General features: G+C 71.9%; 23 protein-coding genes. 11 read left to right on the top strand and 12 right to left on the bottom strand.

Features of this window, described 5'->3' with window-relative positions; all coding sequences use genetic code 11:
* Window positions 1-66: 66 nt before the first annotated feature.
* Window positions 67-678 carry a TIGR03086 family metal-binding protein gene (locus tag O7543_RS14860; RefSeq protein WP_281553275.1) on the bottom strand — a complete coding sequence of 204 codons (612 nt, stop codon included), beginning with the start codon at window positions 676-678 and terminating at the stop codon, window positions 67-69.
* A gap of 100 nt (window positions 679-778) precedes the next feature.
* Between O7543_RS14860 and O7543_RS14865 the strand changes: the two genes are divergently transcribed.
* Window positions 779-1,372 (top strand): TetR/AcrR family transcriptional regulator, encoded by a 594-nt coding sequence (locus O7543_RS14865; protein WP_281553274.1) that lies wholly within the window; start codon window positions 779-781, stop codon window positions 1,370-1,372.
* Window positions 1,373-1,492: 120 nt separating this feature from the next.
* On the opposite strand, the gene O7543_RS14870 is transcribed toward O7543_RS14865, so the two are convergent.
* From O7543_RS14870 to O7543_RS14880, 3 genes are all read right to left on the bottom strand, one after another.
* Window positions 1,493-2,404: an alpha/beta hydrolase gene (locus O7543_RS14870; RefSeq protein WP_281553273.1), complete on the bottom strand. Its 912-nt coding sequence runs from the start codon at window positions 2,402-2,404 to the stop codon at window positions 1,493-1,495.
* A gap of 135 nt (window positions 2,405-2,539) precedes the next feature.
* On the bottom strand, window positions 2,540-3,004 hold the full coding sequence (locus O7543_RS14875; RefSeq protein ID WP_281553272.1) for a hypothetical protein: 465 nt from the start codon (window positions 3,002-3,004) through the stop codon (window positions 2,540-2,542).
* 33 nt (window positions 3,005-3,037) lie between these two features.
* Window positions 3,038-3,775, bottom strand: coding sequence for a hypothetical protein (locus tag O7543_RS14880; protein WP_281553271.1), 738 nt, complete (start codon window positions 3,773-3,775; stop codon window positions 3,038-3,040).
* A gap of 83 nt (window positions 3,776-3,858) precedes the next feature.
* Here O7543_RS14880 and O7543_RS14885 point away from each other — a divergent pair, with 83 nt between their 5' ends.
* Both O7543_RS14885 and O7543_RS14890 read left to right on the top strand, forming a co-directional pair.
* Window positions 3,859-4,347 carry a hypothetical protein gene (locus tag O7543_RS14885; RefSeq protein WP_281553270.1) on the top strand — a complete coding sequence of 163 codons (489 nt, stop codon included), beginning with the start codon at window positions 3,859-3,861 and terminating at the stop codon, window positions 4,345-4,347.
* Between the two features lie 127 nt (window positions 4,348-4,474).
* Entirely contained in the window at window positions 4,475-5,089 is a 615-nt protein-coding gene (locus tag O7543_RS14890; protein ID WP_281553269.1) for a hypothetical protein, read from the top strand.
* 149 nt (window positions 5,090-5,238) lie between these two features.
* Here the strand turns inward: O7543_RS14890 and O7543_RS14895 are convergent, their stop codons facing one another.
* Window positions 5,239-6,294, bottom strand: a complete 1,056-nt coding sequence (locus O7543_RS14895) for a hypothetical protein (RefSeq protein ID WP_281553268.1) — start codon at window positions 6,292-6,294, stop codon at window positions 5,239-5,241.
* A 370-nt stretch (window positions 6,295-6,664) separates the two neighbouring features.
* Between O7543_RS14895 and O7543_RS14900 the strand changes: the two genes are divergently transcribed.
* Window positions 6,665-7,429 (top strand): hypothetical protein, encoded by a 765-nt coding sequence (locus O7543_RS14900; protein ID WP_281553267.1) that lies wholly within the window; start codon window positions 6,665-6,667, stop codon window positions 7,427-7,429.
* Between the two features lie 99 nt (window positions 7,430-7,528).
* Here O7543_RS14900 and O7543_RS14905 read toward each other — a convergent pair whose 3' ends face one another.
* The 3 genes from O7543_RS14905 to O7543_RS14915 are packed head-to-tail and all read right to left on the bottom strand — an operon-like array spanning window position 7,529 to window position 9,386.
* Window positions 7,529-7,894, bottom strand: a complete 366-nt coding sequence (locus O7543_RS14905; RefSeq protein WP_281553266.1) for a hypothetical protein — start codon at window positions 7,892-7,894, stop codon at window positions 7,529-7,531.
* A gap of 40 nt (window positions 7,895-7,934) precedes the next feature.
* Window positions 7,935-8,720 (bottom strand): trans-aconitate 2-methyltransferase, encoded by a 786-nt coding sequence (locus O7543_RS14910; protein WP_281553265.1) that lies wholly within the window; start codon window positions 8,718-8,720, stop codon window positions 7,935-7,937.
* A 39-nt stretch (window positions 8,721-8,759) separates the two neighbouring features.
* The gene (locus tag O7543_RS14915) at window positions 8,760-9,386 is read right to left on the bottom strand and encodes a GNAT family N-acetyltransferase (RefSeq protein WP_281553264.1); all 627 of its coding nucleotides are present in this window, start codon (window positions 9,384-9,386) and stop codon (window positions 8,760-8,762) included.
* 207 nt (window positions 9,387-9,593) lie between these two features.
* Between O7543_RS14915 and O7543_RS14920 the strand changes: the two genes are divergently transcribed.
* From O7543_RS14920 to O7543_RS14930, 3 genes are all read left to right on the top strand, one after another.
* Window positions 9,594-10,913: a hypothetical protein gene (locus tag O7543_RS14920; RefSeq protein WP_281553263.1), complete on the top strand. Its 1,320-nt coding sequence runs from the start codon at window positions 9,594-9,596 to the stop codon at window positions 10,911-10,913.
* A gap of 141 nt (window positions 10,914-11,054) precedes the next feature.
* Window positions 11,055-15,359: a S8 family serine peptidase gene (locus O7543_RS14925; RefSeq protein ID WP_281553262.1), complete on the top strand. Its 4,305-nt coding sequence runs from the start codon at window positions 11,055-11,057 to the stop codon at window positions 15,357-15,359.
* Between the two features lie 83 nt (window positions 15,360-15,442).
* Window positions 15,443-16,372, top strand: coding sequence for a YegS/Rv2252/BmrU family lipid kinase (locus tag O7543_RS14930; RefSeq protein WP_281553261.1), 930 nt, complete (start codon window positions 15,443-15,445; stop codon window positions 16,370-16,372).
* 90 nt (window positions 16,373-16,462) lie between these two features.
* Here the strand turns inward: O7543_RS14930 and O7543_RS30215 are convergent, their stop codons facing one another.
* Window positions 16,463-16,603, bottom strand: a complete 141-nt coding sequence (locus O7543_RS30215) for an RICIN domain-containing protein (protein WP_281553260.1) — start codon at window positions 16,601-16,603, stop codon at window positions 16,463-16,465.
* A gap of 63 nt (window positions 16,604-16,666) precedes the next feature.
* Entirely contained in the window at window positions 16,667-17,749 is a 1,083-nt protein-coding gene (locus O7543_RS14935; protein WP_281555432.1) for a MerR family DNA-binding transcriptional regulator, read from the bottom strand.
* Between the two features lie 226 nt (window positions 17,750-17,975).
* Between O7543_RS14935 and O7543_RS14940 the strand changes: the two genes are divergently transcribed.
* From O7543_RS14940 to O7543_RS14950, 3 genes are read left to right on the top strand one after another with little or no spacing between them, the layout of a single operon-like run.
* On the top strand, window positions 17,976-18,602 hold the full coding sequence (locus O7543_RS14940; RefSeq protein ID WP_281553259.1) for a DUF1349 domain-containing protein: 627 nt from the start codon (window positions 17,976-17,978) through the stop codon (window positions 18,600-18,602).
* Window positions 18,599-19,021 carry a hypothetical protein gene (locus O7543_RS14945; RefSeq protein ID WP_281553258.1) on the top strand — a complete coding sequence of 141 codons (423 nt, stop codon included), beginning with the start codon at window positions 18,599-18,601 and terminating at the stop codon, window positions 19,019-19,021. Before O7543_RS14940 ends, O7543_RS14945 begins: the two co-directional genes overlap by 4 nt.
* Window positions 19,018-19,908 (top strand): hypothetical protein, encoded by an 891-nt coding sequence (locus O7543_RS14950; RefSeq protein ID WP_281553257.1) that lies wholly within the window; start codon window positions 19,018-19,020, stop codon window positions 19,906-19,908. Before O7543_RS14945 ends, O7543_RS14950 begins: the two co-directional genes overlap by 4 nt.
* A gap of 53 nt (window positions 19,909-19,961) precedes the next feature.
* Here O7543_RS14950 and O7543_RS14955 read toward each other — a convergent pair whose 3' ends face one another.
* On the bottom strand, window positions 19,962-20,414 hold the full coding sequence (locus tag O7543_RS14955) for a DUF4345 domain-containing protein (protein ID WP_281553256.1): 453 nt from the start codon (window positions 20,412-20,414) through the stop codon (window positions 19,962-19,964).
* Window positions 20,411-21,232: an NAD(P)H-binding protein gene (locus tag O7543_RS14960; protein WP_281553255.1), complete on the bottom strand. Its 822-nt coding sequence runs from the start codon at window positions 21,230-21,232 to the stop codon at window positions 20,411-20,413. Before O7543_RS14960 ends, O7543_RS14955 begins: the two co-directional genes overlap by 4 nt.
* Before the next feature lie 182 nt (window positions 21,233-21,414).
* On the opposite strand from O7543_RS14960, the gene O7543_RS14965 reads away from it, so the two are divergent.
* On the top strand, window positions 21,415-22,428 hold the full coding sequence (locus tag O7543_RS14965; protein WP_281553254.1) for an AraC family transcriptional regulator: 1,014 nt from the start codon (window positions 21,415-21,417) through the stop codon (window positions 22,426-22,428).
* The last annotated feature ends 43 nt before the right edge of the window (window positions 22,429-22,471 follow it).

A 22,471-nucleotide genomic window follows, 5' to 3' on the forward strand; every position in this document is an offset into this window, starting at 1 on the left:
AGGCAAGTCTGCACTTGCATATCAAGTCCTACCGGCGGGAACCGGCGTCGTCGTATCGTCAGGCGGCTACCGCGCCTGGTTCCACGCCGACGCGTCGCGGCCCAGCAGGGCGAGCAACTCGGTCTGGCGGTCCGTGGTGGGCCCGACATCCGGCATCGCCGCGAAGTATCTCGCCGGCAGGGAGCCCGCCACCGGCGCGAGATACGCGTGGGCGGCTTCGACCAACACCGGATCGAGGGTCGCGTCGAGGCCGATCGCCTGGGCCAGATCCCAGCTGTGCACCAGGTTGTCGTTGAAGCACAGGCCGGCCAGCCGCCAGCCCCGCATGTCGCCGGCCGGATGGTGGACGACGGTGTCGAGCACCCCGGGGCGGGAGAACGCCTCGACGGCGACGTCGACCGAGTGGCGTACCACCGTGAGCGGATCGTCGGCCAGCACGTCGAAGTCCGGTCGGGCGATGTCGAGCCTGCCGAGTTCGGCCAGGGGGAGGCCGTCGAGCACCGGGGCCACCGCGAGGTTGCCACGGACCACGTGATCGACCAGCGCGCGTACGTCCCACTCGGAGCACGGCGTCGGGGCGCTCCACTGGTCGGTGCCGATCTGTGCGGCGAGGTCGCAGAAGTGCCGGCTGGCCTGCTCATAGAACCTGACGAAATCGGTGGCGATGTCACACCTCACATACCGCTGATCTGGACCGGACTCCACATCCGCTTCCTTTACCGTCCGGTCAAGTTTATCTACTCTGTTGACCATACGGTCAAGAAGGCAGGTTCACCTGATGGCACGGGACACCCGGGAGCGCCTGCTGCGCACGGCACGGGACCTCGTGCACGGAACGTCGCTGGCCGAGGTGAGCATCGAGGACATCTGCACGGGGGCCGGCGTCCACCGGGGCAGCCTCTACCACTTCTTCCCATCGAAGGAGGCGCTCGGCCTGGCGGTGCTCGATCTCAACTGGTCGATGGTGCGAGCCGTGCTGGACGAGGCGTTTCAGGCCGAGGTCGAGCCACTCGCCCGCATCGACCGCTCCATCGACGGGTTCGCCCGAATGCTCGGGTTGCTGCGCGACAAAATAGGCGCGACGCCCGGCTGCCCACTGGGCGACCTGACGGCCGAGTTGTCCACCCAGCCGGGCCCGGGCCGCGACCGCTCGCAGGACGTCCTGCGAGCCTGGGCCAGCTACTTCGCCGACGCCATCCGGGAGGCTCAGACCTGCGGTCAACTGGCCCGGACCACCGACCCGGAGGCGGCGGCGCTGCGCGTCCTGGCCTACCTGCAGGGATTGGCGCTGCTGGCGAAGGTCTACGACGATCCGACCCTCGTGGCCACCGCCCGCACCGCCGTCCGGGCCCTCATCGACCAGACCGACTGACCGCACGTCGACGGCGACCTGCACCGGGCCATGACCCCGAAACCCAACTCGGCCTACCTGCTGAGCCCTACCGGCCGCCGCAGCCCGGCCGCAGCGGGGTGCTACTGGCCATCGTCGCGGTCAGCGGACTCTGCTGCTACGGTGACCGCCGCCCGGGACACGTGCATCCTCACCGGCCAGGAACCGTTGCACGGACCCGGTGTACCCGACGGGGATGTGCCCGGTGTCGGGCAGCAGGACGACGGTCGCTTGCGGCAGCAGTCGTCGCACCCGGCGGGCGGTCTGCCGGGAGTCCAGCAGCCGGTCCTTGGCGCCGGCGACGACCAGCAACGGCACGGTGAGTCGGCGCAGTCGGTCGTCGCTGAAGACCGGTAGCCGGTCGCGTCGTCGCCGGTAGCTCCGCTGGATGAGCAGCAGGAAGGCTGCCAGCTCGGCCGATTCGGGCATCCCCGTGACGTCGGACGCCGCCGGGGGCGGGCCGAGCACGAGTCGGACAGCAGCACGCCGACCCCACGCCCCGAACGGCAGGAGGAAGAGCGACCCGATGACCGCGCCGTCCTTCTGGCGGCCGATGCCGCCCGGAACGAGCAACGCGAGCCGGGTGATCCGCTCCGGCCGGCGCTGCGCGTAGTCGAGCGCCAGCCACCCGCCCAGCGAGGCGCCGACGAACGCCGCCCGACCGATGTCGAACGCGGCCAGCACGTCGTCGAGCCAATCGGCGTAGCAGCCGGAGGTGAGCGAAGGCCGCGACGGTGCGCTGAACCCGGGTTCGCCGATGACGTCGACGGCGTACACCCGGTGGGTCTGTGCCCAGACCGCGACGTCGCCGGTCCACGCCGCCGAGTTGAAGCTGCCGCCGTGCAGCAGGAAAACCGGCGGGGCGTCCCGGGGACCGCAGACGATCGCGAACGTGTCGCCGTGCCGGGTGGGCACCGTCGACTCCGTCGCCGGCACCGGCCAGCGCCGCAGAAGCGCCCGGTACCGCTGCTCGACCGCGCGGCGCGCATCCTCGGACCGGTAGATCGAAGTCATCACCGACCTCGCTGACGGAGACCGACATACGTCAGGAGAACCATGGCGCCAAGCTACCTCAAACTTCCCTATGCAACAACAGTACAAGGAAGGATAGGGAGTTCAGGACGGCGCTGACCTGGCCGGTCTAAGCACTCACCAGGCAGCAGCCGACGACGAACAGGACCGTCCCGAGGAGCAGCAGCGGCAGCGGCAGCGGCAGCCAGAGTCGCCGGGGCAGCTCGATCGCCCGAGCCACGTGCTCGCGGATCTGCCCGGAATCGGCTCGGTCCCACCCGACGTGGTGTACAGCTCGAACGAGCCGACGCCCTCGTTGGAACCGATGATGTCCTGCCGGGCGACGACGACCCGGTACCAGACACAGTCGATGCCCGGCAGCGGTGCCTGCACCAGCCCGTCGGACCCGGCAACCGTACGTCCGACCACGGCCACCCGCTCCACCGCCGCCACCGCCGACCCGCCGTCCTCGGCGGCCAGCCGCGGTGTACTGGAGACGAGCTCCGCCAGCCTGCGCAGCCTCAGTATCCGGTCGCCCAGATAGAAGGACACCATCAGCGTCACCACGCTGGCCGCGAGGACGGCAAAGACGATGATCTCCACGGGCACCGCTCCGTTGACTCGGTCGTCCGCCGGTCAGGCACCTGCCGGTGCCGGGTCGTCGGTCCCCGTCGTCGACAGCGCGGCGGCGAGTTCGATGGTGGCGGTCAGTCGTTCGCTGATCGCCGGTAGCCGTGGCCAGCCGTACAGGACGACGCGCATCGCCCGGCCGTCCAGCCGGATTGGCTCATGGTCCAGCCCGCCCAGCTCGTGCAGTCGATGCAGGGCGCGACGCACCGGGCCGGTCGACAGCCGACGGAGAGCGTCGGGATCGGCGTGCGACACGATCTTGAAGGTCTGAGCGAACCGAGCGTCCTCGTCGGTCTCCTGACCGGTCGGCCCTGGCCGAAGCAACGAGAAAATCTTGAACCGGCGGCGGATCTCCATGGCCGGTACCGGGACGGCCGGGCCGACCAGCAGCACCGTGTAGCGCAACGTCCCGTCGTTGTCATCGTGCACGCACCAGATCAGGGCTGCTTGATGGCCCGCCTGCTGGCTGGCGAGCAAACAGCAGCGTTTCTCGTCCGGCACGACCGTGCCGAGGCCCCACCGGGTCAGCTCCGGCGCGGGCTCCGACTCGACCCATCCGGTCCGGGCGGCCTCCGGTAGCAGATCGGCCCGCAACTGCTGGACAAGCTGGGCGTCGCGCGACTGCTCGCCACGTACGAGCGGCCAGATCAGCCCCAACACCACGAGGCCCCCACCGGCGGCGATCGCGACGACCCACCCGAACGCCACCCACCCCGACATCACTTCTTCGGCTGCACGGACCATTGGCGCCGACCCACCTTCGCACCGGTGACCGCTCTGCGCTCACAGTGACGCATCGATACAACAGCGCATGCCAGGATGTGGCCATGTCGTACCCCCCTCACCACCCCGGCTACCCGCCGATGCCCGGTGCCGTGTCCCTCCTGGTCGCCTACCCGCAGCCGATCGCGCCGCCGCTGGGCTGCGCGGTGCTGGTCGTTTCGGTCAACCGGGGACCGTACCTGGTACCGGCGACGGCGGCGGGCAGGTTCAAGGTCGACGGCCGCGACGTCCCGATCCCCCACGAGGGCACCTGGCACGTGGCGGTGCCGGCCGGGCAGCACGACGTCCGGTACACCGACTTCATGGGCGTGCCGGTGATCACCACGACGGTCGTCGCGCACCCCGGCGCGGCGCATCCGTTGTCGTTCCGGTTCGGCGGCTGGCGCAACCGCGTCCACGACGGGTACGGCACCGACGTGACGAAGTTCGGGATGTGGTCGAACTACCTGATCGCGTTGGTCGCGCTCGTCGTGATCGGGGTGCTGTGCTGCGGCGGCTTCGGGATCGTCGGCGCACTGTCGGGAGCTCCCTGACCGCCGGGAGGCTACGCGGCCGCTGGGCTACGGCCACTGGGCTACGGCCGCTGGCCAGGGAACCGAATTCGCTGCGTACGCGTCCAATCGCTGTCCGATCCGACGCCCCTCACCCAAGGAGGTGGCCATGCAGCACCATCGGAGGTACACCGGAAGGCTCGCTCTCGTCCCGCTCGTCGTGGCGCTCGCCGCCGCTGGCTGCGCGGGCCCCGGCGCAGGTAGCTCGCCCGGCCCGGATGACACTGTCGGTCCGGTCGGGCCGGCCAGCTCCGGACCGGTTCCCGAGGAGCGGGCGACCATCAATCCTGCTCCGACCACCGGCACCGACCCGCTCGGCTGCGGGCAACCGTTCGAGACGCCGGGTGACGACGTACTGACCGTCGATGGGCGGTTCCCGTCGACGGCGTCCGGCACCGACCGTGCCGTCACCGGCACCGTCGAGGTGACCAGTCGACGCGCCATCCGTGGCGTGGTCGGCCCGCGGGCCGAGGTTTTCCTGGTCCGGCAGGGCAGGGTGGCGGCGGTGCCGGCGGCGCAGGACCTGATCGGTGTCCAGTGGGATCTGGCGGCCGGCGACGTCGAGCAGCTGCCCGGCGACGTACCGCTGGTTTCCTGCGAACCGGCCGGCGGACCGGTTCCGACCGGCGCCTACGAGCTGTACGCGCGGGTGGTGATCGTCCCGCACGGCGGCACGGACCGGCTGGTGTCCTTCGGTGGCCCGTGGCCGATCCGGGTCACCTGAGGTACGCAGGACCTGAGGTACGGGTCGCGACGCCGACCGGGGTACGGACCGGGCCGGGGACCGCTGGATGGTCCCCGGCCCTCCGCTCGTCGGTGCGGGTTCCAGCCGGCAGGTTAACGCCGGCTGGACTATCTGCCGGCAGCTGGAGCTCAGCCGGTGACGATGCTGACGCCGTACGCGGCCGCGACGTCGATGTAGCGCTCCGCATAGCTGGTGACACCGTTGCCGGCGATCACGTTGCCCCTGATCCAGGCACCACCCGAGGTGTCCTTCACGTAGAACGGGCTGCCCGAGTCGCCGCCTGCCGGCTGGGTGCCGCCGTTGAAGACGATGACCGGCGACTTGCAGCCGGTCGAGGTGCACACCTGGCCGGTGATGCTGGTCGCGGTGTGTCCGCAGTGCTCGCCGGTGGTGCGGCCGCTGTGGCAGTAGTCGGAGAAGCCGACGTACGCGGTGCCGGCCGCCACCACCGGGGCGCTGGAGGTGCTGGTCACTCCGCCGGTGAAGATCCGACCCGAGTAGGAGCGGCCGCCGACCAGCTCCATGTCCTGGGCGTGGCCGCTCACCGTGGGCAGCCGCCGGTTCGACACCACACCGTACGCGTTGGCACCCGACTCGGTGAGCACGTTGATGCCGTTGGCGAAGCAGTGTCCGGCGGTGACCGAGAAGCGGGTGCCGGCACCGTTGCGCACCGCGTACCCGGCCGAGCACCAGGCCGCCCCCGCGGTCTGGGTGATGCCGCCACCGCCCCAGTACGGCTGGATGTCGTCACGGCGATGCCAGAAGTCGCTGATGGTGGACCGGCTCACCTGCAGTTCGCTGGCCGCCCGCAGGTGTGCCGCCGAGGTGCCGGCCGGCTTGATCAGCGCGGCCACCAGGTCGGCGGGCGCGTCGGTGTCGACGACGATCTTGCCGGTGGTGGCGTCGAGGTAGCTGCCGAACGTGTACTTGGTGCCGTGGGTGGCGACGTAGTCGGCGATCCGGCGTTGAATCGTCTCCAACATCGCCGACGCGGCGGCCGACGCGGCGACCGTGGCGCGGCCGGTGCGGTCCGGGGCCAGCCGGTCGTCGAGCCGGGTGACAGCCGAGCCCGTGGTCGCCTTGCTGCCGTCCGGCGCGGCATGCGCCGCGCTGGCGCCGAGCATGGTCAGCGCGACGGCTGCCGCCGCGACGGTGCCGGCGAGCGCTCTCTTCCTCACGTACATGATTCCTCCGTCTACATTTGCGGCCGGTTGCCGCAGCTTCTCGAATAAGAGTCGAGGAACCACAAGATCGATAGCTTTATGTCGATATTGAGACAGTCCGGCGGAGCCGCAGAAGCAAACATGACGAATCATTCTTATTCGCGACCGCGACCGCGACCGCGACCGCAGGGCACAATCCTGTTCCTGCTCGCTACGTGAAGAAATCTGTCACACCGCGATCGGAAACGCGCCATTCACCGTCCGGCACTGCGGCGTACTGGCCCGATCCGGGCGACGGGCCGGGCCGCCGGCACCGCCGGTAGGGTGGCCTGACCCGCGCGGCATCCACGCGACCGACAGCATCCCGCGCAACCAGCGACTGGAGGACGAGTTGGCGCGACCGTCGGACCCTGCGGCCGGCCCACCGCCGGTGGACATCGAGCAGCTGTTTCCCGAGCTGAGGGAGTACGCGGCCACCGCCACCCGGCTGCACCCCCGCCCCGGGCGGCCGGGCCCGCTCGACAGCTCGATCGGCGGTCCGCTGCGCTGGCCGGCCGACGAGTCCTGGCCGCACTGCACCGGCCGGGAGCACTACGTCGACCGGCTGCTGACCCCGGACCTGCTGCAGGTGCTGTGGTGCCCGTTGGACCATCCCGACAACGGGTACAGCCCGTGGGTGGAGCTCCGCTGGCGGCGGACCGCCGAGCTCGGCGAACAGCTGGCAACTGCGCCGGAGCCGGTGGTGGTCAACGAGAACTACCTGCCGACGCCGTGCCTGGTGCGTCCGGAACAGGTCCGCGAGTACCAGTACGTCGGACTACTTCCGGAGAATCTCAAGAAGCGGCTGTACGCCTGGGAAAAGCAGTCCGGGCACAGTTATCAGGCCGACTTGTCGCTCGCACCGGGCTGGAAGGTCGGCGGTTTCGCCAACTGGTCACTTTCCGACTGGCACCCGGTCGACTGCACCGAGTGTGGGGCGGCAATGACGTTGCTGCTCACCGCGAGCTCCGGCGAACAAAATGGCAGCGCCCGCTGGCGGTCCGCCGACGATCCGGACGGCAACCCGGTTGACGTACTGATCGGTCGGGGTTACTCCCTGCACGTCTTCGCCTGCCCGACCTCACCGACGCACCCGCCGGCCACCGTGATGCAGTGAAGCGGTCGCCCGGAGCGCGACCTCGGGCGCAGCTGTCGCCTTGTCCTGCTACCTGCCGGTAAGAATCGTCGAGCGTCGGACGCCGATCCGGCCGCACCTTCAGCACCCCGACGGCAGGTCCACCCCGTCCGGGGCACGCATCCGCCAGGCGTCGGTGACCAGCTCGGCGAGCCGGTCGACGTCGACCCGCGCCAGCCGGAGCATCACCAGCGGCAGTCCGTCGTAGCCGGGTGTGGTGAAGAACAGGTTGGGCTCGCCGAGCAGCAACGCCTGCTTCTCCGCCTCGTCGCCGACGTACAGCACGGCGACGTCGGTCCGGATCACCCGGGGCTTGCCGGGCCGACGCTCCGGATAGGACCAGACGAAGCCCTTGCCTGCGACCCGGAAGTCGAAGCCGTCGCTGTCGATCTCGACGACCTGCGGCAGAGCCGACGCCAGCCGGCGGACGTCGTCGGCGTCAGCCATCGGGGTACCCGTACCGCACCGCACTGCGCACACCCACAGGTTAGCCAGCCGGCTTCGTCGCCACCACGAACACCCGTCGGAACGGGAACGCGACCAGCCCGTCCCGGGCCGGGTACCGGTCGGTCAACTCCTCGCCGAGCCGTCGACGGAACGCGGCCCACCCCGCGTCGTCGAGGGCGGCCCGGACCGGCCGGGCGGCGGTCCCCTCGACCCAGGCCAGCACCGGATGCGCCGCCGGATCGGCGTCCCCGGCCGGCAGCAGATGCAGGTACGTGGTCTCCCAGGCGTCGACCGTACAGCCGGCCCGCAGCAGTCGGGTCGCGTAGCCGGCCGGGTCGAGCACCGCGTCGCCGCCGCGGATGTCCGGCAGCCGCCCCCGCCAGGACGGATCCGCCGCGACCGTACGGATCGCCTGGTGCGACGGTGCGTCGAAGTTTCCCGGCACCTGGAAGGCCAGCACCGCACCGGGTCGCAGCCGGGCCGCCCACCGGTCGAGCAGGGCGGGGTGACCGGGCACCCATTGCAGTACGGCGTTGCAGATCACCACGTCGACGTCCGGGCCGGGTTCCCAGTCGGCCACGTCGCCGACGTCGAACCGGACCGGTGACCCGAGCGCCCGAGCAGCGGTGATCATCTCGGTCGACGAGTCGATCCCGGTCACGACGGCTTCCGGCCAGCGGTCCGCAAGGTGGACGGTGAGGGTGCCCGGCCCGCAACCGAGGTCGACGACCACTGCCGGGTCGGCGGCGGCGACCCTGGCCAGCAGGTCGACGAACGGGCGGGAGCGTTGATCAGCGAAGCGCAGGTAGGCGGCCGGATCCCACATCACTGTCTCCTCCCGGCCGGGTCCGGGGTCCGACCGTCGTCACGGTAGGGCCGGCGTCCGACCGTCACGGTACGCCGCCCACTCGTCGGCGAGCATCGCGAAGTCGAGTTCCGTACTCCATTCGCCTTTGAACAGTTCGTTGCGCACCAGCCGGGCCTCCTGACGCATCCCGAGGCGTCGGGCCAGCCGGGCCGACGCCTCGTTGCGCTCGTCGACCCGGGCCACGATCCGGTGCAGGCCGAGTTGGTCGAAGCCGAGACCGAGCAGCGCCCGTGCCGCCTCGGTGGCGTAGCCCCGGCCGGCGGCGTCCGGGTGTACGACGTACCCGATCTCGCCGCCGCGATGGAACCGGCTGCGCCAGAAGAGCACGACGTCCCCGACCAGCCGGCCGGTCGCTGCCACCTCGACACCGAGGGTGAGGGCCTGACCTTCGTCGCTGAGGCCGGTGTTCGCCCACTGGGCGGCGAGCCGCTGGACGATGACGTCGCGGGTCATCGGCTCGAACGGCACGTACCGACAGACGGTCGGCAGGCTGCGGTAGGCGAACAGCGCCTCGACGTCGTCGCCGGTCAGCGGACGCAGCAGCAGCCGCTCGGTGCGGACCGGATAGTCGGGATGCAGGGCAGGATGTTCGGGATGCAGGGCGGACGGCTGCACGGTCGGCACGCCGCCCATCCTGCCACCACGCCCACCGTCGATCGCCTGCCACCACACCCGCCGCCATCCGATGTGCTGGGCCGTCCGCCAGTCAGGCCAGCCGGTCGACAGAGGTGAGATCCAGCTCACACCGACACCCAAAGCCGGGCCCGTTACCCGGTCCGTCTTGCCGGTTGTGAACGACAACAGGAACGACGACAGGAACGGTGCGACGACGTGACGGGTCGGATTCTCTTCGTGGAACTGCGCCGTACCGCGGTGGTGTGGTTCGGTGTCGGGCTGGCGTTCGCGGCGGCCTCGTTGGCCGTCGACGGGGAACGCTGGGACGGGTACTGGATGGCGGGGGTGCTGGCCCATCACAACACGCTGGAACTGATCTGGCCGCTCGCGCTCTCGGTCGGCGCCTGGCACGGGCGCCGGGAGCACGCCAGCAGGATGACCGAGCTGATCGCGACGAGTGCCCGACCAGGCCTGACCCGGGTGGCGCCCCGGGCGGTCGCGCTCGTCGGCTGCCTCGCTGGCGGATTCACCTGCGGAGTGCTCGAGGTGCTGGCCCTCGCGGTGCTGACCGCAGACCATCAGCCGGCCGGCTGGGTCTGGCCGGTGCTGCTCGGCGCGGCGAGCGTCGCGGCGGCCGGTCTGCTCGGCCTCGGCCTGGGTCGGCTGCTGCCGTCCCGGCTGACCGCCCCGCTGCTCGCCGTGGGTGCGCTCGCCGCCGTCATCGCGCTGCAGTTGCTCGCCAACAGCGGCGACAACCGGGCGTTGCTGCTCAGCCCGGCATCCCTCGGGCCGGTTGACCGTTACTCCACGATCGACGACCGAGCCGTCGCGGGCATGATGGTGTGGTACGTCGCCCTGGCGGCGACCGGGTGGGCGTTGTACGCCGCCGCCGCTGGCCGGTCGCGGCTGCTCGCCGTGCTGCCGGGCGTCGCCGGGCTGCTCGTCGCCCTGATCGTGCTGCCACCGGTCAATGAGGCTGCGCACCCCGACCTGCGCGCCACCGAACTGGTCTGTGCCGACGGGACACCCCGGGTCTGCGTCAGCCGGGTCGACGCCTCGGCCCTGCCGGAGCTGGTCGGGCCGGCCCGGCGGGCGTTGGCTCTGCTGGCCAGGCTGCCCGACCCGCCAACTGCCGTCGTGCAGCAGGTCGGCCCGCACGGCGCCACGATCTCGGAGCGCCGGAAGACGGCCAATTTCCATCTGCTCATCTACGGCGACGGGACGATCGCCACCGGGCTGCCCACGCTCGAAGCCGAGATCCTCGACGGCGCCGGGACCGTCGCGTGCGGCGCCGCTCTCGACGACGTCGAGGGCTGGGAGCCGATCCAGGCGGCCCGGGCGGCGGCCGGCCTCTGGCTGGCGGGCCGGGACGCGGCACCGGACGAGTTCTGGAATCCCGTACAGGGCATGGTCGAGGGGGCGCTGGCCACGTTGCGGTCGCTGCCGGCGGACGAACAGTTGGCCCGGGTCGCCGCACTTCGGGAGGCCGCGCTGAACTGTCGACCCGACCTCTACGAGGTGCTGACCGCCACCTGACGCGTCTGGATGGTAGACCCCGTTCCGGATCGTGAGGGGTTGACGGCGGGGAGTCATCGACATCAACATGTTCGCCATTGGCGTTCAGCGATCTTCGATGCCAACCGGTTGATCCCGGCCCTGCGATCCAGGAGACGATCGATGTCAGGACGCAAGCCCTCCCTACCACGACTATTGCCCCGGGCACGCCGCCTGCTGGCCGTCACCGCTGGTGCCGTGCTGGCCGGCGGGCTACTCGGCGTACCACTGCCCGTCTCGGCCGCGCCCACCGACGGCGGTGCCGACGCCCCCGGTGCCGGCACCGCCGCAGTCGCCGAGGAACTACAGGCCACAGTCGCCGAATCGACCGGCGACCGGGTCCAGGCGCTGCTGATGCTGCCCAACCCGCAGCGCTATCCGACCAACCCGGACACCGCCGTCGACCAGCTGCGCGCCCACTCCGAGGAGATCCAGGCCGAGGTCGAGACGGCGCTGGAGGAGCGGGCCGAGACCGCCGGCGACGTACGGGTGGTCAACCGCTTCTGGATCACCAACATGCTGCTCGTCGAGTTCACCGCCGACGCTTCCCGGCTGTCGGCGCTGGCGAGCCTGCCCGGCGTGCAACGGGTGCTGCCGAACTTCACCCTGAGCGTGCCGGAGACCGAGATGACCGCCGCCGCCGACCCGGCCGCGTCGATCATCGACGACCGGATCACCTGGGGCATGGACCGCATCGGCGTCGAAAAGGTCTGGACCGAGCTCGGTCTGGACGGCGCCGGCGTCCGGGTGGTCACCCTGGACACCGGGGTCGCCATCGACCACCCCGACCTGGTCGGCAAGATGGCCACCGACGACCCGACCGACCCGACCTATCCGGGTGGCTGGATGGAGTTCAGCTCCGCCGGCGGTCTGGTGGCCTCCGAGCCGCACGACTCGTCCACCCATGGTACGCACGTCTCCGGCACTATCCACGGTGGTGCGGCGTCCGGCGTGACAATCGGCGGCGCGCCCGGTGCCGAGATGGCACACGGCCTGGTGATCCCCGGCGGAAACGGCTCCTTCGCGCAGGTCGCCGCCGGCATGCAGTGGGCGGTCGCACCGACCGACTCGGCCGGCACCCCGGCGGGCCGCCCGGCCGACGTGGTCAGCATGTCGCTCGGCGCGGCGATCTACGCGACGGAGATGGTCGCCCCGACCCGGGCGATCGTCGCCGCCGGCGCATTCCCGTCGTTCGCCATCGGCAACGAGGACATCTTCGGCAGCTGCGGCGTCGGCTCGTCCAGCCCCGGCAACGTCTACGAGGCCGTCGGCGTCGGCGCCACCGACATCGACGACAACGTCGCCGACTTCTCCTGCGGCAACGTGGTCAACAAGTCCAGCTGGGCCAGCCCGCCCGCGGACTGGCCGGACAGCTGGGTCACCCCGGACCTGTCCGCCCCGGGCGACGAGGTGTGGTCGGCCAGGCCGGGTGGCGGATACGGCTACGCCAGCGGCACCTCGATGGCCACCCCGCACACCAGCGCGGTCGCCGCGCTGCTGCTGCAGGGCGCACCGGAGCTCAGCGTCGACGCGACCCGTACCGCGCTGATCGACACCGCGTTCTGGGACGACCGGTACGCCGACGTGGCACCCGACACCCGCTACGGCCACGGCCGGATCGACGCGTACGCCGCCGCCGTGCAGGTGGCGCTCGACAGTGGCGTGACCGGACGGGTCACCACCGACGGCACCGGCGCCCCGGTCGCCGACGCCACCGTCACCGTCACGCCGGGCGGGGCCTCGGTGCGTACCGGGGACGACGGCAGCTTCACCCTGCGGCTGGCACCGGGCAGCTACACGCTGACCGCCACCGCGTTCGGTCACGAGACCGCCAGCGTCGCCGACGTCGTCGTGGTCGAAGAGTCGTTCACCACCGTCGACCTGGCGATGGTGCCGCTGCCAATCGGGGTGGTCACCGGCGCCGCGACGTTCGACGAGAGCGGTCACGGCGTACCCGGGGTGACGGTCACGGTCTCCGCCGACGGCGCGCCGGTCGGCAGCCCGGTGGTCACCGGCACCGACGGTAGCTACCGGCTCGAACTGCCGGCCGGGAGCTACCGGATCACGGCCGACCATCCCCGCTTCGATGTCTCCCCGGCCATCGAGGTGACCATTCCGGAAGGCGGCGCGGTCACCGCCGACTTCACGCTCAGTCCACCGCCACAGACGGTCGCCCTGGTCGGCAGCTACGTCGACACGTACGCCGACGAGATCTTCGCCCCACGCGGCATCGAGACGGTGATCTACGACTGGGACGAGCTGGTGGCCGCCGCCGACCATCCGGTCGTGGTACTCGGCTACGGGGTGAGCAGCGACTACGACGAGGCGACCTTCCAGGCGTTCCTGGACGCCACCGACGCCGCCGGCACCGGGGTGATCTTCACCGACCACGCCTACAGCACCGGCAACGGCATCCGGCAGCTGTCCCAGCACACCGGGCAGCCCGTCTCGACCGGTTCCAACACCGGCGGCACCGGTGTGGCCGAGTCGTACTACGAGGTGACCGCCGAACACCCGATCCTCGACGGGTACGCCGTCGGTGACCGGATTCCGCTGGACGACAGCACCCAGGCCAAGTGGATCGCCTGGTTCGGCGACTACTCCGGCGACGGCCGGCAGACCCTCGCCGACCTGGGCCGCAGCGACACCACCGGGATCTACGGCGGCGGCATCGGCGTCGACCAGCGGGCCACCAACCGGCACGTGCTGCTGTCCACCCACGGTGTGTCGGTGACCCGTGGCCCGGTCGACTGGACCGAGCAGGCCACCCAGGTGTTCCTCGACGCGATCGACTGGGCGGCCCGCCCGGCCGAGGAAGGGCAGCCGTACTTCGCCGTGCACGGGTTGACGGTCGACCCGGAGGTGGTGAAGAGCAACGAACCGGTACGGGTCACCGCCCAGGTGAAGAACATCGGCGCGGCGGCCGGTCCGTACCAGGCGGTGCTGCGGGTCGACGGTGAGTCGGCGGCGACCACCACGGTCAACGTCGGCTCCGGCGTGAACCAGACGGTCAGCTGGACGGTGCAGCGGGCCGAGCTGGGCAACTATGCCGTGACGCTCGAGTACCTGACCGGGTCGTTCCGGGTGCGTCCGCCCCGGGTGAGCCTCACCGCACGTACGGTCGATGCTCCGGACGCCGAACCCGGCCCGCTGGCCGGCGCCGCGGTCGAGCTGGTCCACGACGGCGCGGTGATCCCGGTCGGTGCCACCGACGACGCCGGCACCCTCACCTTCGAGACGCCGGCCGCCGTCGACCGGTACACCCTGGTGGTGCGCAAGGCCGCGACCGACGATGGTACGTCGTACCTACTGCACAAGGTGATCACGGTGTTCGACGACGACGAGGTGCTGTTCGCGCCCCGGGTGCTGGCCGGTGGGCCGGCCGGGGCCGAGGCGGCCCAGGATCTGTCGGCCCGGGTGGACCTCGCCGCCGACCTGGTCGGCAGCGGCCATGAGGCGACCGTCTACCTGCGCCCGGCCGGCACCGCGCCGTGGGCGTACTCGTTCGGGCCCGGACCGCTTGTCGCGACGCTGGACAGCTACCAGGCGGTCACCGTGCACCAGCTGCCCCGGTTGGAACGCGACTGGTGGCTGGTCAGCGAGATCCTGCCGGAGATGGACTGGATCGACCCGTTCGACGCCACGTTCGGCTTCGGCGGCGCGGCGCAGGTCGAGCTGGCCGCTTCGACACCGGAACCCGGTTCGGTCGAGGTGGACTGGTCGGTGACCGATGCGCACGGTCACCCGTTCGCGACGGTGCGCGCCACCGACGTACGGCCGTTCGTCGACCTGCCGGCGGTGACCCGCCTGGAGGACGTCGTGCCGGCGGTACGGGCGTTGGCGCCCAACGAGGCCCGGCCGGTGCTGCGGCTGTCCGACCCGACCGGCGCCGAGATCCGGGCCGGCTACCTCGACTGGGCGGCCCAGCCGTACGGGTTCGAGGTCGCCGACCCGCAGCCCGGCCGGTACCAGCTCCAACTGGAGCTGGACACCGGCTGGTACAGCGGGCTGGTCGACGCCGAGTCGTCCCTCGTGCTGGCCGAGGCGGCGACGATCACCTCGACCTACCCGCAGAGCGCCGAGGTCGACGGCTGGTTCCATCCCGAGGTCCGGGTGGTCAACCCGAGCGGGGTCGACCAGGGCACCGCCGAGTCGACGCTGACGGTCACCCACCCCGACGGTGACCTGCTCGCCCGCGACGTCGCGGTGCAGCTGCGGGTCGACGGGGCCTGGGTCCGGATCCCGATGTCCGTGCAGGACGGCGCCCTGGTCGGCACCATCTCGCCGGAGGTGGCGCTGACCGCCGGCACCGACCTGACCTGGGAGCTGCACGTACGCACCCGCCGACCCGGCGAGTTCACCTTCACCCACCAGCTGACCGGCGGTGCGGTGGCAGTGACCGCCAGCTCGGCGGTGACGGTGAGCTGACGACACCTGACAGGTGAGATCCTCACCGGCCGCGCGACCCCCGGGCCAGGGGGTCGCGCGGCCGGTGAGGATAAGGTCTGGCCGTGCGGACCAAGCAGGAGTTGACCGACGCCATCCGGCAGCAACGGCGGGCGGTGCTGATCGTCAACGCCAGGTCCCGCCGGGGCCGCCGGTTCTACACCGACGCCGCCCGCAGACTGACCGACGCCGGCTTCGAGCTGATCGCCAGCTACCCGGTCGACGAGCCCGGTGAGTTGGAGAGCAGCCTGGACGAGGCGGTCCGGATGGCCCCGGACCTGCTGATCGCCGGCGGCGGGGACGGCACCATCGGGGCCGCCGCCCGGCTGCTCGCCCACCGCGACATCGCGCTCGGGCTGCTGCCGTTGGGCACCACCAACAACTTCGCCCGTACCCTCGGGATCCCGATCGACCTGGACGCGGCGGTCCGCGTCATCAGCTCCGGCAAGGTGATCGACGTCGATCTCGGCCTCGCCGGTGATCTGTCGTTCGCCAACCACGTCGGTATCGGGCTGTCCGCCGAGGTGATGCTGCGTACTCCGCCCCGGCTGAAACGGGTGGTCGGCAAGTTCGCCTATCCGGCGACGGCGGCGGCGTTGATGGCCCGGCACCGTCCGCTACGGGTCAGCGTCCGGACCGCCAGCAGCAACCGGGACTTCCAGACCCATCAGCTGTACGTCGCCAACGGCGGTCACCAGGCCGGCCGGCCGATCACCGCGGACGCCAACGCCGACGACCGGCTGCTGGTGGCGTACCCGGTCGGCGGCGCGACCCGGCAGAGCCTGCTGGGTGCGACGGTACGCAACGCGGCGACCGGCCACCGGCGTACCCTGCGGCACGACCCGTTCCTCGCGGTCGGCGAGCTGCTGGTCGAGACGGACCGGCCGGCGCCCGTGGAGATCGACGGTGAGGTGTGCGGGGAGACCCCGATCAGGCTGCGGGTCGACGCCAACGCGCTGCGGGTGATGGCTGCGGCCGGGACCGTCGACCACTGACAGAGACCGCGCGGCCGGTTGCGCGAGTCCGGCCGGCCGCCGGGTGGGCCGGCCGCCCGGGTACGGGCGACCGGCCCGAGCCGGTACGGGTCAGACGAACCGCCAGAGCGTGTGGTTCTGGCCGTTGTCGTCCGAGGTCACGATCTGCGCCCCCTGCACGGTGGAGCCACCGGTGACCCCGAGCACCTTGCCTCCGTTGGCGCAGTTCGCGGTCGCCCTGCGCGGCAGCACGATGGTTGCCGCGCGCGGCGCGGTCCGGCCCTGGGCCCCGTCCCGGGCCGGACCGCGCCGACGTCAGTGCCGGATCGGCATCAGCAGCGAACAGCTCCGGTCGTCGTCGGGCAGTCGCACGGCCAGCGGCCGGATCGGCCCGTCCAGCTCCAGCACCAGCTGACCGCCGCCGGCGGCCACCACCGCCTGCAGCAGGAACTCCCGGTTCACCGCGACGTACCGATCCGGTGCGGCCTGCCAGGCCGCCTCGTCGACGCATTCGACGGTACCGTCGTCGGTCGCCGCCAGCACCGCGACCGGGTGGGCGACGCCGAGGTGTTCGCGTACCACCGCCGGGGCCCGGTCGGGTGCCAGCGCCCGTCGCAACTCGGTGGCGTCCACGGTGACCTGCCGTCGGCCCTCGGCGCCCCGGACCGGCAGCAACGGCCGGTAGTCGGGAAAGTCGTGGTCCAGCGGGTCGGTGGTGATCCGCCAGCCCGGCGCGCAGGCGTCGACGCCGTCCGGACCGAAGGCCAGTTCCGCTACCGGGTTACGGTCGACCTGGCTGCGTACGCCGGTCACGAAGCCGCCGGGCACCAGGACCGTCACCGCCGGGCCGTCGACCGCCGTCGGGACGAGTTCGGCGACCGCCATGCGGTAACGGTCGGTCGCGGCCAACCGTACGGCGTCGGTGGAGACCTCGACGTGCACCCCGGCCAGGGCGGGAATCTCGGGGTCGGTGCCGACGGCGAACCGTACGGCGTCCAGCGCGCCGGCCAGGTCGGCGGCGTCGACGGTGACCCGGGTCGTGGTTGTGGTCATGGTGGTTCGGTTCTCCTCGGCATCGAGCAGGGCATGGATGCGGGAGAGCTCCCGACGGGCATCGGCCAGGCCGTCCTGCAGCCGGCGCAGGTGCACGTCGAGCAGCCGCCGGGCCACCGTGACGTCGGGCAACGCCCGGACCGCCTCGGTGATCTCGGCCAGCGGCAGGCCGACCCGGCGCAGCCCGGCCAGCAGCCGGGCGGCGCGCAGCTGACTCACGGCGTACCACCGGTAGCCGGTGTGCGGATCCACCGCGGCCGGCACCAGCACGCCGGCGGCGTCGTAGAACCGCAGCGCGCTGACGGTCAGCCCGCTGGCGCGGGCCGTCTCGCCGATGCTGTGCATGTCGCTCTCCACGTCCATGGACTCTGCGGCCTCGACCAGGTCGAGGGTCAAGGCCAGCCGGGGTCAAGGCCAGCCGGGGTCAAGGCCGGCCCGGGGTCAAGGCCGGCCGGGTACCGGAGCCGACGGGCCGGGCCAGCGGCGGGATGCCGGCCCGTGGCAGCATTGCAGTTCCGACCAGATCGATGTGCGCGTCCGACGAGACCGACATGCCCCGCCGGGAGGCAGGATGACCCCGCAGGCACCTCCGCCGCCCGCGATCGCCGGGCTGCCGCCGCTCGCCTGGCAGCACACGCCGGTGGCAGCGGATCATCACGCCGGTCGGCAGGCCCTGTCGCTCACCGCAGGCGCCGGCACCGACTGGTTCGTCGACCCGGTCGGCGAGTACCGCACCCACAACGCACCGGCGCTGCTGTTCGACTGCCCGGACGGCGAGTTCGCGCTCTCCGCCCGGGTCACGGTCGACTTCACGGCCGCGTTCGACGCCGGCGTGCTGTGTCTGCGTATCGACGAGGAACACTGGGCGAAGCTGTGCTTCGAATACTCACCGCAGGGTCGGCCGATGGTGGTGACCGTGGTGACCAACGGCACCTCCGACGACGCCAACGCGGTCACCGTCGAAGCGTCCAGCGTCCACCTCCGGGTGCTGCGCAAGGGGTCGGCGTACGCGTTCCACTACTCACTCGACGGCATGTCGTGGCAGTTCGCCCGACTGTTCCGGCTGACCGGTGCCGCCGATGCGCCGACCCGGGCCGGCTTCCTCGCCCAGTCGCCCACCGGTGACCGCTGCACCGCCACGTTCGAGCAGATCAGTCTGGACGACGTGGTTCCGGACGATCTGCGCAGTGGGCGGTGACCCGGACGGTGGTCCCGGACCGGCCGCCCGAGTCACGCATCGACGAGCTGGTCGGCGAGTCGGCCGACCACAGCCGGCGGGGTGACTGGTCGGCGGCGGTCCGCTGCCAGCGGCAGGCCGTCGACCTGGCCGGTGAGCTGCTCGACGACGCGCCGGACGACGCGCGACGGCGGACCGGGCTGGGTGGCCTGTGCTACCGGCTCGGCTCGCTGTACCTCGCCGACCGGGATCCGGCGGCGGCGGTGGCGGCGCTGGACGACGCGGTACGCGCGTACGCCGGGCTGGTCGGTGCCGTGCCCGACGCGGAGCTGACGCTGGCCGACGTGCTGGCCCGCCGTGGTCTCGCCCAGTCGGTACGGGGTGGGCCGCCTCGGCGGAGGTCGACGCCGACGCGGCGGTCCTGGCCTATCTGTCGGTGACCGGCGGCGATCCGGCCCACCCGCGACGCCGGGACCTGGCCCGGGTGCTGGCGTCCAACGCCGCGACGCTGGCACCGGACGGTGACCCGCACCTCGCGATCGCCTCGGCCAACGCCGCGCTGGGCTACTACGGCCATCCCGACGCAGACGGAAACGACGCGGACAGCAATGACGCGGACGGCACCGTCGACAGTGGGTACGTACACAGTGCAGCGGTGGTGTCGGCACTGCTGAACTTCGTCGACGGCCGGGTGGTCGAGGGCTTCGTACCGGCGGCGGTGATCGCCGCCGGTCTCCCGCCGGGCCAGGCCCGGCAGGCGCTGGAGGCCGAGTTGCGGGTGGTCGACGGGCTGCTCTCGATGGCCGGTGGCCCGGTGCCGTTCCCACCGGAGATGGGTCGCAGCCTGGCGCGGCTGGTGCTGCCGACCGTGCGGGACCGGGGCCTGCTGTGGGTGCCGGCCGACGACTGGCTGGACCGGGCGGCCCAGCCGACGCTGACAGCGGTGGCGCAGCGGCACACCGCCGGGGCCGGGCAGGCGACACCGCTGGAGACGGCGACGCCGCGCAGCGATCCGACGTTGCTCTGGACCACATCGATGCGCTGGCTGTCCGGGCTGTCGTTGGAGGCGGCGGTGCAGCTGGCGACGGTCGCCGTCGACGTGCTGCCCACGGCGTCGGCGTACGCCGACGGACGGCGGCTGGCGCTGGCCGCGCACGCGTTGCTCGCCAGCGCGTACCGGGCCGCCCCCGGCCGGCCCCCGCCGGAACCGGCGGCGTACCTGCCGGTCTGGCAGCGGCTGCTGGAGGTGGCCACCGGCAGCTGCCGGGCGGCCGGTGACGACCCGCTTGCCGACGACTTCGACGCATGGCGCGCCCGGTTGGGGTGACCGGGCGCGCACCTGTGCGACGGTTACCGGCAGGACTCGCACCTGCGCGACGGTTACGGTGCCGGATTCGCACCTGCACGGCGGTTACGGTGCAGGACGTACCCGCAGGCCGTGCCGAGGACCAGCTCGGCGACGGCAGCGGCGACCAGACCGGTGGCCGGCATCCCGTCCAGAGCGATGCTGAGCAGCCGGGACAGTCCGTACGCCAGATAGACGGTCGCCCCGATCAGCGCCGCGGCGAAGGTCAGCCGGCGGACGAACGCCCCGAGGGTGACCAGGATCCCGGTGGCCAGCAGTGCCCCGCCGGCTGCCCGGGTCTCGCTGAGCAGGCTGCTGTTGCCGGCGAAGTCGATGCCGTTGCCGGCGTGGAAGGCGTCCGGTGCGGTCAGGACCGCGCCCCCGATACCGACCACGACCAGGCCGGCGACGCCGAGGATCACCTTCTGGCTGCGGGTACGGGTGCTGGTGCGGGGTGCGTCGGTTGCCTGGCCGGCGACGGTGGTCACCGCCGCCACACCCCGGCGGCGGCCGCCTGCCGGCAGAAGTCGGCGAAGTCCCGCGGGGCCCGGCCCAGCGCCCGCTCGACGCCGTCACCGAGCGACGCGTTGCGCCCGTCGAACACCTCCACGCACAGGTCGGTGAGCAGCCGCGCGTAGTCCGGCCCCAGCTGCGAGACCAGGGCGAGATGGAACTGCTCGGCGGTGACCGGCTGGTAGCCCACGGCCCGGCCGCTGGCCGCGGCGATCTCCGCCGTCGCCTGCGCGAAGGTGAGCAGGCGCGGCCCGGTGACGTCGTACATCCGGCCGTCGTGCCGGCGGTCGGTGAGCACCGCCACCGCGACGTCGGCGACGTCGTCGACGTCCACGAACGGCTCGGCCACCTCGCCGGCGGGCAGGGCCACCGTCCCGGCCAGGACCGGGCCGAGCAGGTGTCCTTCGGTGAAGTTCTGGTTGAACCAGCTGGCCCGCACGATGCCGTAGGTCAGCCCGGAACTGGCGACGATCGCCTCACAGCGGCCGGCGTTGGTCTCGCCCCGACCGGAGAGCAGGACCAGTTTGCGGACACCGGCGTCGCGGGCGGCGGCGGTGAACTTTTCGACCACGGTGGGCGCTTCGGGTGCGGCTAGGTCCGGCGAGTACGACAGGTAAACGGCGTCCACCCCGCGCAGCGCGGCGGGCCAGCTGGCCGGCTCCGCCCAGTGGAACGGCTGCTCGCCCTGGCGGCTGGCCCGGATCACGGGGTGGCCGAGTGTGGTGAGCTGGTCGGCGATGCGCCGGCCGGTCTTGCCGGTCGCCCCGGTGACGAGCACTGACGGTCGTGACATGGCGTGGGATCTCCCGTTCGGTCTGGGTGTCGCGGACAGGCTTTTACCGTCCGCTGCTGGCCACCCGCCTGGGTCGGCGAATCGTCCGACCCGGGCGGGTGCTGCCTTACCGATCAGCCTGCCGGGGCGTCGGCGGCGGAACAATGATCGTGATGCCTGATTTCTTTGCGTAGCGTCCAGGCTTGTGGACGGTTGGCAAACTCTCCGGGAAGCTGGGCAGGGTGTGGACGACACCCGGTTGCGCGATCCCGGCGATCAGCGACCCGCTCGGCGAGACCCTGCACATGTTCCGGCTGACCGGCACCCTCTACTGCCGGGCCGAGCTGACCGCCCCGTGGGGCATCGACGTGCCCGCCCTGCCGGGCTGCATGACGTTGCAGGTCGTCACCGCCGGCCGGTGCTGGCTGGAGGTGGGCGACGCCCAGCCGTACCTGATCGGGCCGGGCAGTCTGACGCTGATCCCGGACGGTGTCCCGCACCGGTTCCGCAGCGCCCCGGCCGCGTCGACGCGGCCGTTGTTCGACATCCCGGTGCAGCAGCTCAGCGACCGGTACGAAATCATGCGGCACGGTGGCGGCGGCGAGCTCACCCAGGTGACGTACGCGGTGCTGCGCCCGGACCACGTCGCCGCCCGGCGGCTGATCGCCCAGCTGCCGCCGGTGCTGCATCTCGACCGGTTCGACGACGACGAGTCGGGGTGGCTGCACAGCACGTTGCGGCTGGTCACCCGGGAGGCACAGGCGCTGCGACCGGGCGGTGAGACGATGCTGACCCGGCTGGCCGATGTACTGGTGATCCAGGCGATCCGGTCCTGGTTGGACGCCGCTCCGGAGGCGCGCCAGGGTTGGCTGGCCGCGCTACGCGACGACCAGATCGGCCGGGCGCTGACCGCACTGCACCGCGAGCCGGACCGGGACTGGACGGTGAGCACCCTGGCTCAGCAGGCCGGCATGTCCCGGTCGGCGTTCGCCGCCCGGTTCACCGAGCTGGTCGGTGAACCAGCGATCCGCTACCTGGCGACCTGGCGGCTGCAGCTGGCCCACGACCATCTGCAGCGCTGCGCGGACCCGCTGCCGGTCGTCGCCCGCCGGTTCGGCTATCAGTCGGAGGCGGCGTTCTGCCGGGCCTTCAAACGGGCGTACGGGGTACCGCCGGGCCAGGTCCGTCGGGAACGGCGCGGCGCCGGGAACGACTGACCCGACCGGAGGCCGCCGTCCGGTGAACCGGCACACTGGGCGG

It is taken from the genome of Solwaraspora sp. WMMA2080 (genome assembly GCF_027497395.1).
Classification (GTDB): domain Bacteria; phylum Actinomycetota; class Actinomycetes; order Mycobacteriales; family Micromonosporaceae; genus Micromonospora_E.

What these genes read in the sequence shown, in the direction of transcription:
- O7543_RS14890 (WP_281553269.1), top strand. Translation starts at nt 4,475, where the DNA reads ATGCAGCACCATCGGAGGTACACCGGAAGGCTCGCTCTCGTCCCGCTC.
- O7543_RS14870 (WP_281553273.1), bottom strand. Translation starts at nt 2,404, where the DNA reads ATGACTTCGATCTACCGGTCCGAGGATGCGCGCCGCGCGGTCGAGCAG.
- O7543_RS14905 (WP_281553266.1), bottom strand. Translation starts at nt 7,894, where the DNA reads ATGGCTGACGCCGACGACGTCCGCCGGCTGGCGTCGGCTCTGCCGCAG.
- O7543_RS14880 (WP_281553271.1), bottom strand. Translation starts at nt 3,775, where the DNA reads ATGGTCCGTGCAGCCGAAGAAGTGATGTCGGGGTGGGTGGCGTTCGGG.
- O7543_RS14885 (WP_281553270.1), top strand. Translation starts at nt 3,859, where the DNA reads ATGTCGTACCCCCCTCACCACCCCGGCTACCCGCCGATGCCCGGTGCC.
- O7543_RS14910 (WP_281553265.1), bottom strand. Translation starts at nt 8,720, where the DNA reads ATGTGGGATCCGGCCGCCTACCTGCGCTTCGCTGATCAACGCTCCCGC.
- O7543_RS14865 (WP_281553274.1), top strand. Translation starts at nt 779, where the DNA reads ATGGCACGGGACACCCGGGAGCGCCTGCTGCGCACGGCACGGGACCTC.
- O7543_RS14960 (WP_281553255.1), bottom strand. Translation starts at nt 21,232, where the DNA reads ATGTCACGACCGTCAGTGCTCGTCACCGGGGCGACCGGCAAGACCGGC.
- O7543_RS14940 (WP_281553259.1), top strand. Translation starts at nt 17,976, where the DNA reads ATGACCCCGCAGGCACCTCCGCCGCCCGCGATCGCCGGGCTGCCGCCG.
- O7543_RS14895 (WP_281553268.1), bottom strand. Translation starts at nt 6,294, where the DNA reads ATGTACGTGAGGAAGAGAGCGCTCGCCGGCACCGTCGCGGCGGCAGCC.
- O7543_RS14925 (WP_281553262.1), top strand. Translation starts at nt 11,055, where the DNA reads ATGTCAGGACGCAAGCCCTCCCTACCACGACTATTGCCCCGGGCACGC.
- O7543_RS14935 (WP_281555432.1), bottom strand. Translation starts at nt 17,749, where the DNA reads ATGCACAGCATCGGCGAGACGGCCCGCGCCAGCGGGCTGACCGTCAGC.